General features: G+C 64.1%; 8 protein-coding genes and 1 pseudogene. 6 read left to right on the top strand and 3 right to left on the bottom strand.

The window, feature by feature from the left end; all coding sequences use genetic code 11:
- Nucleotides 1–43 precede the first annotated feature (43 nt).
- The 5 genes and pseudogenes from malT to NCCP436_RS14695 all read left to right on the top strand — a co-directional run.
- The gene (gene malT, locus NCCP436_RS14715) at nt 44–2,788 is read left to right on the top strand and encodes an HTH-type transcriptional regulator MalT (protein WP_220804734.1); all 2,745 of its coding nucleotides are present in this window, start codon (nt 44–46) and stop codon (nt 2,786–2,788) included.
- A 262-nt stretch (nt 2,789–3,050) separates the two neighbouring features.
- Entirely contained in the window at nt 3,051–4,679 is a 1,629-nt protein-coding gene (locus NCCP436_RS14710; protein WP_220804733.1) for an alpha-glucosidase, read from the top strand.
- 358 nt (nt 4,680–5,037) lie between these two features.
- Nucleotides 5,038–6,153: a maltose/maltodextrin ABC transporter ATP-binding protein MalK gene (gene malK, locus NCCP436_RS14705; protein WP_220804732.1), complete on the top strand. Its 1,116-nt coding sequence runs from the start codon at nt 5,038–5,040 to the stop codon at nt 6,151–6,153.
- A gap of 802 nt (nt 6,154–6,955) precedes the next feature.
- Nucleotides 6,956–7,582: an alpha/beta fold hydrolase gene (locus tag NCCP436_RS14700; RefSeq protein ID WP_259651504.1), complete on the top strand. Its 627-nt coding sequence runs from the start codon at nt 6,956–6,958 to the stop codon at nt 7,580–7,582.
- A gap of 7 nt (nt 7,583–7,589) precedes the next feature.
- Nucleotides 7,590–7,896 (top strand): annotated as a pseudogene (locus NCCP436_RS14695) (glucose-6-phosphate dehydrogenase); the annotation flags it as partial.
- Between the two features lie 29 nt (nt 7,897–7,925).
- Here the strand turns inward: NCCP436_RS14695 and NCCP436_RS14690 are convergent.
- The 3 genes from NCCP436_RS14690 to NCCP436_RS14680 form a co-directional block, all read right to left on the bottom strand.
- A complete protein-coding gene (locus NCCP436_RS14690; protein ID WP_220804750.1) occupies nt 7,926–8,321 on the bottom strand; it encodes an NUDIX domain-containing protein in 396 nt (131 codons plus the stop codon).
- 511 nt (nt 8,322–8,832) lie between these two features.
- Complete coding sequence (locus tag NCCP436_RS14685; RefSeq protein WP_220804731.1) at nt 8,833–10,083, bottom strand: ribonucleotide-diphosphate reductase subunit beta; 1,251 nt, start codon at nt 10,081–10,083, stop codon at nt 8,833–8,835.
- Between the two features lie 378 nt (nt 10,084–10,461).
- A complete protein-coding gene (locus tag NCCP436_RS14680; protein WP_220804730.1) occupies nt 10,462–13,356 on the bottom strand; it encodes a ribonucleoside-diphosphate reductase subunit alpha in 2,895 nt (964 codons plus the stop codon).
- A 738-nt stretch (nt 13,357–14,094) separates the two neighbouring features.
- On the opposite strand from NCCP436_RS14680, the gene NCCP436_RS14675 reads away from it, so the two are divergent.
- The gene (locus NCCP436_RS14675) at nt 14,095–14,850 is read left to right on the top strand and encodes a response regulator (RefSeq protein WP_220804729.1); all 756 of its coding nucleotides are present in this window, start codon (nt 14,095–14,097) and stop codon (nt 14,848–14,850) included.
- The last annotated feature ends 6 nt before the right edge of the window (nt 14,851–14,856 follow it).

Here is a 14,856-nt window from a genome sequence, read left to right as displayed (position 1 = left end):
GATTCGCCAAAACCCGGACAACGATAAATAACGGGAGAGGATCATGACCACAGCGGCCCGTCCGCCACTGCCTTTGATACCGGCCAAGCTGGCCGCGCCGTCCATTCATCCCGGCCTGCTGCCGCGGCCGCGCTTCGACGAGTGGCTGCAGCGCCTGCCCCAGGTGCGCCTGGCCGTGCTGCAGGCGCCCAGCGGCTTCGGCAAGACCGTGCTGGCCAGCCAGTGGGCCGCAGCCTTTGCCGGCGCCGTGGCCTGGCTCAATCTCGACGGCAACGACAACAGCCCGCGGCAGTTCGGCCGCTACCTGCTCAATGCCCTGCATCGCCAGCTCGAGGGCGGTTGTCCGCAGTGCGTCAATCGCGCCGAGCAGGGCGACGACGGCCTCGACGGTCTGCTCACCCGCCTGCTCGCCGAACTGCCGGCCGAGCATCCGCCGCTGTTGCTGGTGCTCGACGAGTTCGAGGCGCTGCGCAACCGCGAGGTGATCGCCGCGCTGCGCTTCTTCCTGCGCAACACGCCGCCCTGGCTGACCCTGTTGGTGTGCAGCCGCGGCCTGCCGGACCTGGGCGTGGCCGAGCTGCGGGTCAAGCGTCAGCTGCTGGCGCTGGACGCCAGCCACCTGGCCTTCGAGCTGGACGAAGTGCAGGCGCTACTGGATCTGGGCTTGCCGATCGCCATCAACCGCGAGCAGGTCGAGCGCCTCAACCGGCGCATCGGCGGCTGGCCCTGCGCGCTGCAGCTGACCCTGCAGGAGGTGCAGACCGGGCGCGGCATGGACCTGTTTCTCGAGGCGCTGCAACTCGGCCATCCTTACGTGCGCGACTATTTCCGTGAGCAGGTGCTCTACGGCCTGGACGGCGCCACCCAGGATTTTCTGCAGTCCACATGCCTGCTCGAGCGCTTCAGCGCGCCGCTGGCCGACCGCCTGACCGACAGCTGCAACGGCCGCGAGATGCTGGAAAACCTCGAACGCAGCGGCCTGTTTATCCAGGCGGTGGATCCGTTGCGTCAGTGGTTCGCCTACCACCCGCTGTTCGCCAGCTTCCTGCGCAACGAGCTGTCCACCCATCATCCGCAGCGCATGGGCGAACTGCACCTGCGCGCCGCCGAGGCGCTGCTCGAGGAGAAGATGGCCGAGGAGGCCGCCCGCCATGCGCTGCTGGCGCATGATCCGCAGCGAGTGGCGCAGATTCTCGAGACCCACGGCCGTCACTTCTATCGCCAGGGGCGTCTGGAGCTGCTGCAGCGCTGCCTGGCCGTGCTGCCGGAGAGCCGTGTGGCCGAGTCGCCGCTGTTCACCCTGTTGCAGGCCTGGGCCTCGCAGAACCAGTACCAGAGCGATCAGGTCGAACGCTGGCTGCAGGCCGGCGAGGCGGTGCAGCGCGAGCAGTTCAGTGCCGAGCAGTGGCAGCGCATCGAGGCCGAATACCAGGCGGTGCGCGCCCAGGTGGCGATCAACCAGGGCGACCAGCAGCGTGCCATGGCCTTCGCCCGCCAGGCACTGGCGCTCGAGCCGCTGACCATGCGCACCTCCCGCGTCGCGGCGCTGTCGGTGCTGGCCGAGTCGCACTTCGTCCAGGGCGATCTGGCCAAGGCCCAGCATCAGCACGAGGAAAACGTGCGCCGCGCGCAGCAGATCAACGCCTCGCACCCGGTGCTGTGGAGCCTCGGCCAGCTGTCGGAGATCGCCGTCGCCCAGGGCCACCTGCAGAAGGCCTACAACCTGCAGGAGCGGGCGCTGCAGTACATCGAGCAGGAAAAGCTGCCGGTCACCCCGATCATGGAATTCATCCACCGCGTGCGCGGCCAGGTGCTGCTGGAGTGGCACCACCTCGATGCCGCCGAACAGTGCGCCCTGCAGGGGCTGGAGATACTCGATACGGTGGGCGACCACTGGTTCCTGCAGTGCTACGTGCTGCTCGCCCGCGTTGCCCATGCGCGCGGCCAGCAGAACCAGTGTGCCGACTACATCGGCCGGCTCAAGACGCTGCTGGCCGGCGACGACTACCACATCGACTGGCAGGCCAACGCCCACGCGGTGATGCTCACCTACTGGGACTCGACCCAGGACAAGGACAGCATCCGCCAGTGGCTTGCCACCGCGCCGCCGCTCAAGCCGGGGGCCAACCACTTCGCCCAGGGCAACGCGCGCAACCATGTGCGCGCCTACCTGGCGCTGAACCAGGGCGACCGCGCGCTACCGATCCTGCGTCAGCTACAGCTCGATGCCGAGCGCCACCAGCTGGTGATGGACCAGAACCGCAACCATATCCTCCAGGCGCTGGCCTACTGGCAGCGCGAGGAACGCCAGAGCAGCCTCGACCATCTGCACCAGGCGCTGACCCTGGCCAGCGGTACCGGCGCCATCGGCAGCTTCCTGCGCCTGGGCAAGCCGCTGATCGCCATGCTCAAGGCACTGCAGCACGAGCGTCGCCTCGACGAGCTGGAACACCAGCGCGCCGAGCGCCTGATCCAGCTGGCCCAGCAGCAGCGCGACTTCAGCCGGGCGATCCGCATCACCCTGGACGAGGCGGTGATTCAGGACATCATCAACCGCCCCGACGTGCCCGAGCTGATCCGCCATTCGCCGTTGACCCGGCGCGAATGGCAGGTGCTCAGCCTGATTCACGCCGGGCTGTCCAACGAGCAGATCTCCGAACACCTCAACGTCGCCCCGACCACCATCAAGACGCATATCCGCAGCATCTACCAGAAGCTCGCCATCACCCAGCGCAGCGAAGCGGTGCAGCTGGCGCGCAGCCTGTTGAGCAAGATCCAGGGGGAGTAGGGGGATACCCAACCGTAGGGTGCGCCGTGCGCACCGCTGCGGGGTCGGGTGTCTGACGAATATGTTGATGCCTCGATAGGCGCGGGTTGGTGCGCACAGCGCACCCTACGGCCCGGCTTCGCGCGCACGATCCCCACCCCCAAAACTCCTCCCCCTTGCCCGCCACCAGCTACGCCGTCGAAAACCCCGGCGGGGAGGATGTGACGCCTTGCCCTCTTGCCTAGAGTGGAGCTGTCATCACGAACAACAAAAGGCTTGCTGTATGGCTGTTATTCGCAAGGACTGGTGGCGCGGCGGCGTCATCTACCAGGTCTACCCACGCAGTTTTCTCGACAGCAACGACGACGGCGTCGGCGACCTGCCCGGCGTAATCGCCAAGCTCGACTACATCGCCAGCCTCAACGTCGACGCCATCTGGCTGTCGCCGTTCTTCACCTCGCCGATGAAGGATTTCGGTTACGACGTCTCCGACTACCGTGGCGTCGATCCGCTGTTCGGCACCCTCGACGACTTCCGTGCCCTGGTGGCGGCCGCCCACGAGCGCGGCCTGCGCATCATCATCGACCAGGTGCTCAACCACTGCTCCGACCAGCATCCCTGGTTCGCCGAGAGCCGTTCGAGCCGCAGCAACGACAAGGCCGACTGGTTCGTCTGGGCCGACCCCAACCCGGACGGCACGCCGCCGAACAACTGGCTGTCGGTATTCGGCGGTTCGGCCTGGACCTGGGAGGGCCGGCGCAAGCAGTACTACCTGCACAACTTCCTGGCCAGCCAGCCGGACCTCAACTTCCACTGCGAGGCGGTGCAGCAGCAGTTGCTCGACGACATGGAGTTCTGGCTGCAGCTGGGCGTCGATGGCTTCCGCCTGGACGCTGCCAACTTCTACTTTCACGACCAGGCGCTGCGCAACAACCCGCCGAACCTGGACATCCGCGAGGGCGGCATCGGTGTGCGCGTCGACAACCCCTACGCCTACCAGCGCCACCTCTACGACAAGACCCAGCCGCAGAACCTCGACTTCCTGCGCCGCCTGCGTGCGCTCCTGGAGCGCTACCCCGGCACCGCCACGGTGGCGGAGATCGGCTGCGACGATTCGCTCCGTACCATGGCCGCCTACACCAGTGGCGGCGATACCCTGCACATGGCCTATTCCTTCGACCTGCTCACCGCGCAGTGCAGCCCGGCGTTCATCCGCCACACCATCGAGAGCATCGAGCGCGAACTCAGCGACGGCTGGCCCTGCTGGTCGGTGGGCAACCACGATGTGGTGCGGGTGATGAGCCGCTGGGCCCTGGCCGGCGAAGAGAGCCCGGCGCGCGGTCGCCTGCTGATGGCGCTGCTGCTGTCGCTGCGCGGCAGCGTGTGTCTGTACCAGGGCGAGGAGCTGGGCCTGCCGGAGGCCGAGCTGGCTTACGAGGATCTGGTCGACCCCTACGGCATCACCTTTTGGCCCGAGTTCAAGGGGCGCGACGGCTGCCGCACGCCGATGCCCTGGGTACGCGACGGCGTCCATGCCGGCTTCTCCAGTGAGCGGCCCTGGCTGCCGCTGGACGAACGCCACCGCGCCCTGGCGGTGGACGTGCAGGAGGCCGACGCGGCCTCGATGCTCAACAGCTACCGGCGCTTTCTCGCCTGGCGCCAGGAGCAGCCGCTGCTGATCGACGGCGATATCCAGGTGCGCTACCACGACGACGACCTGCTGGTGTTCGAACGGCGTCTGGGCGAGCAGGCCTGGCTGTGCCTGTTCAATCTGGGCGACCGCGAGCGCCGCTACGACCTGCCGCTGATGGTCGAGCCGCTGGAGGGCGTGCCGTCCAGCACGGCCGAGTTCCTCGGTAGTTGGGTACACTTGCCGGCCCATGGGTTCGGCTTCGCCCGGCTGCTGGGCTAGTGCCGCGACATGCATGAAGTGTTGGTTGATCGCGGTCTTACCCAGCTACTGCGATCCCCCGTAGGGTGGGTTAGCCGCATACCGCCATTAACCGGCATCAGCGCATAAGTGACGCGGCGTAACCCACCATTGGCGCAACGCGGTCAATCGCTTGGTGGGTTACGCGGCGCGCCACCCTGGGAGTGTCCGGGCGTTCGGCGGTTGGCGCCGCTAACCCACCCTACAGCGATCGACATCTCATGGTTGTCGCGACACTAGGCCCCTTGCGTTTGCAGGAGCCTGTCCGGCTCCTGCAGGTTCTTAAGCTTTCCGGCCGGGCCCAATCCATAGGTTCCCGGCCCCGTTCGAGAGGTATCCCATGGCCAGCGTTACCCTGCGCAACATCTGCAAGCACTACGACGGCACCGCCATCACCCGCAACATCGACCTGGACATCGAGGACGGCGAATTCGTGGTTTTCGTCGGGCCGTCCGGCTGCGGCAAGTCCACCCTGTTGCGGCTGATCGCCGGGCTGGAGGAGATCAGCTCCGGCGAGCTGCTGATCGACGGTCAGCGGGTCAACGACCTGCCGCCCAAGGATCGCTCGGTGGGCATGGTGTTCCAGTCCTACGCCCTCTACCCGCACATGACGGTGGCGGAGAACATGGCCTTCGGCCTCAAGCTGGCGAAGATTGGCAAGGCGCAGGTCCGCAGCAAGGTGGAGGAGGTTTCGCGCATCCTGCAACTCGATGCGCTGCTCGAACGCAAGCCCAAGGACCTTTCCGGCGGCCAGCGTCAGCGTGTGGCCATCGGCCGTACCCTGGTGCGCGAGCCCAAGGTGTTCCTGTTCGACGAGCCGCTGTCGAACCTCGATGCCTTCCTGCGCGTGCAGATGCGCATCGAGATCTCGCGCCTGCACCAGCGCCTGAAGTCCACCATGATCTACGTCACCCACGACCAGGTCGAAGCCATGACCATGGCCGACAAGATCGTCGTGCTCGAGGCCGGGCGCATCGCCCAGGTCGGTGCGCCGCTGGAGCTCTACCACTACCCGCGCAACCGCTTCGTCGCCGGCTTCCTCGGCTCGCCGCAGATGAACTTCCTCCAGGTGCGCGCGCTCAGCGCCAGCAGCGAGGCGGTGGAGATCGAGATGCCCGGCGGCTACCGCATGCAAGTGCTGGTCGACGGCACCGGCGTCGAGCCCGGCGAGGAGTTGACCCTGGGCGTGCGCCCGGAGCACTTCGTCGCCGCCGAGCAGGCCGACTTCGCCTTCTACGGGCAGATCAGCGTGGCCGAGCGCCTGGGCGACCACAACCTGATCTACCTGAGCCTGGAAGGGGTGGAGGACATCATCACCCTGCGCGCGGATGGCGACCGCCGCGTGGCGGTGGGCGAGACCTTCGCCGCCGGGCTGATGGCCAACAAATGCCACCTGTTCCGCGCCGACGGCCAGGCCTGCCCGCGGCATTACCGCGAGCCGGCGATCTACGGCTGATCACGGCGTGTGGCGTACCGAGCCGGCGCTGGCGGCTGCCTCTACGCTGCCGAGCCCAAAAAGGTGGGCTTCGCGGGTTCAGGGGAAAGTGCGGGTTGACCCCGGACTGGCAAGTTTGTGTGCGTATCGCTTACTGGCTTAGCACCCTACACTACCGCGTCGGTTGAACGTTTTGGGTTGCGCCCCTTACAGGCGCCACACCTTGATTCGCTGCGCTCACCCTTCGGGCCTGCCTGCGGCTGTCACTCCGCTGCGCTACGTTTCGGCCTCCTGACGGGACCGAGGCGCGAGCTTGCATAATCTTTGCGAAGTTGAAATTGGCGGTGTCTGGCTTTTGCCTTTGCTCTTCAACTGCGATGGAACAGACGACGCCCAAGTCCCCTTCAGGAGGCCGAGTGGAATCACCGTGGAAGGGGTTGAGCGACATGGATGTCGCGAGAGCTGCGATGGGCCAGGGATGGCCCTTCGTCAGTGGGCCGCATCCGGTCGTGCCCCTGGAGCGGTGATGGAGCGAGGGAACCCCGGCGCAGCAGGGCGGGGGCGCCTAGCTCGGATGCAGGGGTGTGTTTCTTTGCTTACTTTCTTTGCACAAGCAAAGAAAGTGAGTCGCCCGTAAGGGGCGAAACCCAGCAGATCAGACGACACGCTAAGGGATAGTGCCAAGTCATCGACAGCTAACACGTAATTGCCAGTCCGGTATCAAGCGTGTCCTCCCCGCGAGAATACGAAGAACCAAAATAGGTGGCACTTCGACGATACGCCGGACCTCGAAAGAGACAGGTTCGTCGTCATCGGATTCCTTATGCCTCATCAGCCATCACGCACCTGGATCCGCGCCCTGGTCGGTATCGCCGTCGCGCTCGGCACCTTCGAAGCCACGCGTCGCTATCGGCAACTGGCGAGCGCGCCGGCGCTGAGCGACACCAGTCGCGCCCTGGGCATCGACGGTCATCATGTTCAGGCCGGCCCCTGGGGGCTGTTCACCCGCAGTGTCGGCGCTGCCGATGCACCGGTGGTGGTGCTGGTGCACGGGCTGGTCATCTCCAGTCGCTACATGGAGCCGCTGGCCGACAACGGCTACCGCGTGCTGGCGCCGGACCTGCCGGGCTACGGCGAGAGCGCGACGGGCACGCCACGGCGCGTGCTGAGCGTCGAGCAACTGGCCGATGTGCTCGACCTCTGGCTCAGCGCCTGCGCCATCGACAAGGCCACCTTCATCGGCAATTCCTACGGCTGCCAGATCCTCACGGCCCTGGCCGTGCGCCACCCCGAGCGGGTGGAGCGCCTGGTGCTGCAGGGGCCGACTGTCGACCCGGCAGCGCGCAGCCTGCTGCCCCAGCTCTGGCGTGCCGTGCGCAATGGCCGTCGCGAACGCCAGCGCTCCAGTGCCGCCATCGGCCGCATCGATTACGCCAAGGCCGGCGTCTGACGGGTGCTGGGCCGGTGTGCCGTTCTACCTGCGCACCGGCAAGCGCATGCCACAGAAGCTTTCGCAGATCGTCATCCACTTCAAGGCGCCGCCGCATTACATCTTCGCTCCGGAGCAACGCCAGCTGATCGGTAACAAGCTGATCATCCGCCTGCAGCCGGACGAGGGCATCGCCCTGCAGGTGCTGACCAAGGATCAGGGGCTGGACAAGGGCATGCAGTTGCGCAGCGGCCCGCTGCAGCTGAGTTTCTCCGATACCTACCGCAGTGCGCGCATCCCCGATGCCTACGAACGTCTGCTGCTGGAGGTGCTCCGGTCCGGCGGGTTTTTTTTCATTCCGGGCTCAGGGCCAGATCAGTGGCAACACCTGTTCGCGTACCAGTGGGGCGAGGGTTTCAGGCAATGTTTCGCCCGGCGCCAGCCAGTGCAGCTCCTCCAGTTCGGCAGCCGGACTGACGGAGTGGGGCAGGCGGGCACTGAACAGACTGGCCTCCACCCGGCAACCGGGTTCATTGGCAGCCTGGGCTTCGAAACGGCCAAGGGAGCTCAGGGCGCTGGCAGGCAGTTGCAGCTTGAGCTCTTCCTCCAACTCGCGCTGCAGCGCAGTGAGGGTGTCCTCGCCTGGTTCCGGCTTGCCGCCGGGCAGCATCAGGGCAAGGGTATTACGCTTGCGAACGAGCAGGAGCCTGCCTTCGGCATCAAACAGGCAGGCGGCGGAAATGGTGATTTTGCTGGTCATCTGTTGTCTGGTGGAGTGGTTGAAGTCGTGAAGATTGTGGCGCAATAGGCTTCAGTCATCTTGCCTAGGCATCCGGCAGATTCCTTTCTACGCAGCTGGTTCAGCCGAACATGCCGGTGGACAAGCTTCGCGTTGTCCACCCTACGTCCTACTCGCTGCATTCCCGTGCGTAGCGTGGGAACGATCAGGCTGGCAAGCAACTCGGAGCGCAAGTCCCTGTCAGGAGGCTGAGTGCGTAGGGTGGATGGCCGAAGCCATCCACCATCCAGGTTTCGCGTTAGCCAATGGTGGAAAAGCCTTCGGCGTTTTCCACCCTACAGGGCTGTATTCCCGCGCGTGGTGCAAAAAACACCAGGCAACTCGGAGCCTGATTTGTAGTGATCAAGACAGTATGTCGTTGGAGAAACTAGAAGCCCCGCACTAGGCGGGGCTTCTAGTTTTCTCGCTACCCCGAACATCCGTACTCAGGTAAAGCGCTTTCTAATCTGTCCTAACGGTCTAGACTCAGGAGTCAATCCCAGCTCAACGCTCCACCCGTCTGATACTCGATCACGCGGGTCTCGAAGAAGTTCTTCTCCTTTTTCAGGTCCATGATCTCGCTCATCCACGGGAACGGGTTGGTAGTGCCCGGGTATTCTTCCTTCAGACCGATCTGGGTCAGGCGGCGGTTGGCGATGAACTTGAGGTAGTCCTCCATCATCGCGGCGTTCATGCCCAGTACTCCGCGCGGCATGGTGTCACGCGCGTATTCGATCTCCAGCTGGGTGCCCTGCAGGATCATCTGGGTAGCTTCGTCCTTCATCTCGGCATCCCACAGGTGCGGGTTTTCGATCTTGATCTGGTTGATCATGTCGATGCCGAAGTTCAGGTGCATGGACTCGTCACGCAGGATGTACTGGAACTGCTCGGCGGTGCCGGTCATCTTGTTGCGGCGGCCCATGGAGAGAATCTGGGTGAAGCCGCAGTAGAAGAAGATGCCTTCCAGTACGCAGTAGTAGGCGATCAGGTTCTTGAGGAACTGACGATCGGTTTCCGGGGTGCCGGTCTGGAAGGTCGGGTCGGAGATCGAGCGGGTGTACTTCAGGCCCCAGGAGGCTTTCTTCGCCACACTCGGGATCTCGTGGTACATGTTGAAGATCTCGCCTTCATCCATGCCCAGTGACTCGATGCAGTACTGGTAGGCGTGGGTGTGGATCGCTTCCTCGAAAGCCTGACGCAGGATGTACTGGCGGCACTCGGGGTTGGTGATCAGGCGGTAAACGGCCAGCACCAGGTTGTTGGCCACCAGGCTGTCGGCGGTGGAGAAGAAGCCCAGCGAGCGCTTGACGATGCGGCGCTCGTCTTCGGTCAGGCCATCGGTGCTTTTCCACAGCGCGATGTCCGCGTTCATGTTGACCTCTTGCGGCATCCAGTGGTTGGCGCAGCCGTCGAGGTACTTCTGCCAGGCCCAGTCGTACTTGAAGGGCACCAGTTGGTTGAGGTCGGCGCGGGCGTTGATCATTTGCTTGTCGCTGACCTGTACGCGGGCGGCTTCACCTTCCAGCTCGTCCAGGCCCTCCTGGATGTCGAGGTCGTTCAGTGCCTTCTTGGCGCGGGCTACGGCGTCGGAGTCGCTGGCGTCGACGGCGCGTGCCTGTTCGACCGAGCCGGCGGCCTCGTTGTCGAGGTGGTCGGCCTGAGGTGCGGCATTGTGTACGGGGGCTTTGCTTGCAGTGACGGCTTCAGCGCCGTCTTCCTTGTCGAATTCATCCCAGCTCAGCATGGCTTGGCTCCTGCGTGAGGGCCGGCGGGAAAAGCCGGCCTGTATGGATATACAGATTTTTGAATTATGTTCCGTTGCGTGATGCGCGCAAGGGCTAAACGGTTACTACTGCTCAGCAGGCGATCAATTGCCGGCTGATCCTTGCCTCTCGACCCGGAGGAAGAGGGCGGGAATTCGTTGGCTGGAGGGCAGCTTCTGACAGAAATGGCTGGTCCGCGAGCTTTGCGGCGGGAACCGTATCGTCAGAAGAGCCTTGCCCTCTGCCGATCCCACTCCCGCAAGCAGGAGTGGGCGGAGCTGCATCAGGCTTTCGGGCGGGCAACTGAGCGAGCAGTCGCCTGGTAACGCCGCGAATGCCGCTCAGATCCCTGTCTCGCCTTACTGGCAGGCTTCGCAGTCCGGATCATCGATGGAGCAGGCCTTCGGAACCGGAGCCGGGGCCGGTGCGGCAGCCGGAGCGGCCTTGGCGGAAAAGCCTTCGTCACCACCAGCGGACACGGCGTTGAGCTTGCCGGTGTTGATGGTGGACTTCTCGGTGCTGGTGGCGGCCAGGGCACGGAGGTAGTAGGTGGTTTTCAGACCACGGTACCAGGCCATGCGGTAAGTCACGTCCAGCTTCTTGCCCGAGGCGCCGGAGATGTAGAGGTTCAGCGACTGGGCCTGGTCGATCCACTTCTGGCGGCGGCTGGCAGCATCGACGATCCAGCGGGTTTCCACTTCGAAGGCGGTGGCGTAGAGGTCTTTCAGATCCTGCGGGATGCGCTCGATCTGCTGTACGGAGCCGTCGTAGTACTTCAGGTCGTTGACCATGACCGGATCCCACAGGCCGCGGTTCTTCAGGTCGCGCACCAGGTAGGGGTTGATCACGGTGAACTCGCCGGAGAGGTTCGATTTCACGTACAGGTTCTGGTAAGTCGGCTCGATGGACTGCGACACGCCGATGATGTTGGAGATGGTCGCGGTCGGGGCGATGGCCATGATGTTCGAGTTGCGGATGCCTTTCTTCACGCGCTCGCGCACCGGAGCCCAGTCCAGGGTGCTGCTGCGGTCGACTTCGATGTACTTGGCGCCGCGCTGCTCGATCAGGATCTCCATGGAGTCCAGCGGCAGGATGCCCTGGCTCCACAGCGAACCTTCGAAGGTGCTGTAGGCGCCGCGCTCTTCGGCCAGGTCACAGGATGCCTGGATAGCGTAGTAGCTGATCGCTTCCATGGAGCGGTCGGCGAATTCCACGGCGGCATCGGAGCCGTAGGGAATGTGCTGCAGGTACAGGGCGTCCTGGAAGCCCATCAGGCCCAGGCCGACCGGACGGTGTTTGAGGTTGGAGTTACGCGCCTGCGGCACGCTGTAGTAGTTGATGTCGATAACGTTATCGAGCATGCGTACAGCGGTTTTCACGGTGCGGCCGAGTTTCTCGACGTCCAGCTTGCCGTCGACGATGTGGTTGACCAGGTTGATCGAACCCAGGTTGCACACGGCGATCTCGTCGGCATTGGTGTTCAGGGTGATCTCGGTGCACAGGTTGGAGCTGTGCACCACGCCCACGTGCTGTTGCGGGCTGCGCAGGTTGCACGGGTCCTTGAAGGTCAGCCATGGGTGGCCGGTCTCGAACAGCATCGAGAGCATCTTGCGCCATAGGTCCTTGGCCTGGACGGTTTTGTACAGCTTGATCTTGCCGTACTCGATCAGCGCCTCGTAGTACTCGTAGCGTTCCTCGAAGGCCTTGCCGGTGAGGTCGTGCAGGTCTGGCACTTCGGACGGCGAGAACAGGGTCCACTTGCCGTCCTCGAAGACGCGCTTCATGAACAGATCCGGGATCCAGTTGGCGGTATTCATGTCGTGGGTACGACGACGGTCGTCACCGGTGTTTTTGCGCAGCTCGAGGAATTCCTCGATATCCAGGTGCCAGGTTTCCAGGTAGGCGCACACGGCGCCCTTGCGCTTGCCGCCCTGGTTCACCGCCACGGCGGTGTCGTTGACCACTTTCAGGAAGGGCACGACGCCCTGGGACTTGCCGTTGGTGCCTTTGATGTAGGAGCCCAGCGCGCGCACCGGGGTCCAGTCGTTGCCCAGACCGCCGGCAAACTTAGAGAGCATGGCGTTGTCGTGGATGGCGTTGTAGATGCCCGACAGGTCGTCCGGCACGGTGGTCAGGTAGCAGGACGAAAGCTGCGGACGCAGGGTGCCGGCGTTGAACAGGGTCGGGGTCGAGGCCATGTAATCGAACGACGACAGCAGATTGTAGAACTCGATGGCGCGTTCGTTCTTCTGCGGCTCCTCGATGGCCAGGCCCATGGCCACGCGCATGAAGAATACCTGCGGCAGTTCGAAGCGGATGCCGTCCTTGTGGATGAAGTAGCGGTCGTACAGTGTCTGCAGGCCGAGATAGGTGAACTGCTGGTCACGCTCGTGGTTGATGGCGCGGCCCAGTTGCTCCAGATCGAATTCCTTGAGCTTGGGGTCGAGCAGTTCGAATTCCACGCCTTTTTCCACATAGGCCGGCAGGGCCTTGGCGTAGAGATCGGCCATTTCGTGGTGGGTGGCGCTGGTGCCGATGCCGAGGAAGCCCAGGGCTTCGGCGCGGATGTTGTCCATCAACAGACGGGCGGTGACGTAGGAGTAGTTCGGCTCGCGCTCGACCAGGGTGCGGGCGGTCATTACCAGAGCGGTATTGACGTCCTTCTCGGCCACGCCGTCGTAGAGGTTCTTCAGGGTTTCACGCTCGATCAGCGAGCCGTCCACCTCGGCCAGACCTTCGCAGGCCTCGCGGATGATGGTCTGCAGGCGGCCCATGTCCAGTGGCTGCAGGCTGCCGTCGGCGGCAGTGACGCGGATGCTCGGGTGCGGCTGGGCGATCTCGCTGGCGGCGGCGCTCTTGCGCTTGGCGGCCTGGGCCTCGCGGTAGATCACGTAGTCGCGGGCGACCTTGTGCTCGCCGGCGCGCATCAGGGCCAGTTCGACCTGATCCTGAATTTCCTCGATATGGATGGTGCCGCCGGAGGGCATGCGCCGGCGGAAAGTGGCGGTGACCTGCTCGGTCAGCCGCGCCACGGTGTCATGAATGCGCGACGAGGCGGCGGCGGTGCCACCTTCCACTGCAAGAAACGCCTTGGTGATGGCGACGGTGATCTTGTCGTCGGTATAGGGGACGACAGTGCCGTTACGCTTGATCACTCGCAGTTGGCCGGGAGCGGTGGCAGCCAGATCCTGAACGGCGTCGGCGGCCTGCGGCGCAGTGGCCTGCGGGTTCTCGCGAGTGGTGTCGGTATGCATGGGGATCTCCGTGTTCTGTAATTCTCTGGTTGGACAGTCCGGGAGAGCCCGTGGTCTGTCCGTCGTACAACGGTGCTGCTACAACTGAACCGTATGAGGCACATGGCCGTTACGGGCGTCGCAAAGGCGGGCGGGGCATCGTTCCTGCGGCCGCAAGGGCCGAAGTGAACGCGGGGCGCTGGCGCCACGCCTACTATATATAGTGGTCGGTCGGTGATTGGATTCACCGCCGAGCCTGCCACGTAACCATTCAGAATGGTGCTCAGTGGCGGTAGCCCAGGCCGGGCCTGAGCTTGGCTAAATCAACTGCAATAACGGCCGGAAAAACCTTGCGCAAGAGACTTGCGCAAAGCGAGATTCTCGTATCCAGTTTTTTGCGTTAACCCTATATCTGGTGGGTGGCTGCTAATGGGGATACAAGATAGTGCGCCTGCAAGGTCAATGCAAGGTGTGAGAAAGGAACAACCTGTGGATAAGATGTGATTGTTTTGTGAGTGATGCCGGGTGTGGCCAGGGTGGCGACGGCAAGCCCGCGTAATATCTGGCTCTGCCCGCAGATGACCGTTTGTCGCCGATTCCTAGTGGCTTTGGCGAGGTCGGTCCGGCTTCGTGGCAGCGCCAAGCCTACCACTATATGTAGTGTCTTTCGGCCACTTTCTAGTCGAACGGCGAGAGACGGTGGGGCTGGTAGAATGCCGGGTGTTTTCCGGCCATGGTTCGGATGCAGGGAGAGACGAATTGGAACAACAACAAGAAGCCTGGCAGATTCTCATCGTTGAGGACGACCAGCGACTGGCACAACTGACGCGCGATTACCTGGAGGGTAACGGGCTGCGGGTGGCAATCGAGGCCAACGGCGCCAAAGCGGCAGCGCGGATTCTTGCCGAGCAGCCGGATCTGGTGATGCTCGACCTGATGCTGCCGGGCGAGGACGGCCTGAGCATCTGCCGCAAGATACGCAACGGCTACAAGGGGCCGGTGCTGATGCTGACCGCCCGCACCGACGATATGGATCAGGTGCTGGGACTGGAGATGGGCGCCGACGACTATGTGTGCAAACCGGTGCGTCCGCGCGTGCTGCTGGCGCGCATTCGCGCGCTGCTGCGGCGCCAGGGTAGCGAGGCCGAGCGGGATGACGGCGAGCCGCGGCGCTTGCAGTTCGGCCTGCTGGTGGTCGACAAGGCCATGCGCGAGGCCTGGCTGGGTGAGCAGAGCATCGAACTGACCAGCGCCGAATTCGACTTGCTCTGGCTGCTGGCGGTCAATGCCGGGCGCATCCTCTCGCGAGAGGAAATTTTTGCAGCGCTGCGCGGCATCGAGTATGACGGTCAGGATCGCTCCATCGACGTACGGATTTCCCGCATCCGGCCGAAAATCGGCGATGACCCGATGCATCCACGGCTGATCAAGACGGTTCGCAGCAAGGGTTACCTGTTCGTGGCCGAGGCTGCCGAGGCTCTGTCGGCCCGCGATGCCGCCCCGACTGCCGGCTGAACTGCA

The organism is Pseudomonas sp. NCCP-436 (assembly GCF_019656335.1).
Lineage (GTDB): Bacteria > Pseudomonadota > Gammaproteobacteria > Pseudomonadales > Pseudomonadaceae > Aquipseudomonas.
Note: the sequence above shows the minus strand (reverse complement) of the source record. Positions and strands in the feature narration are given on the sequence as shown.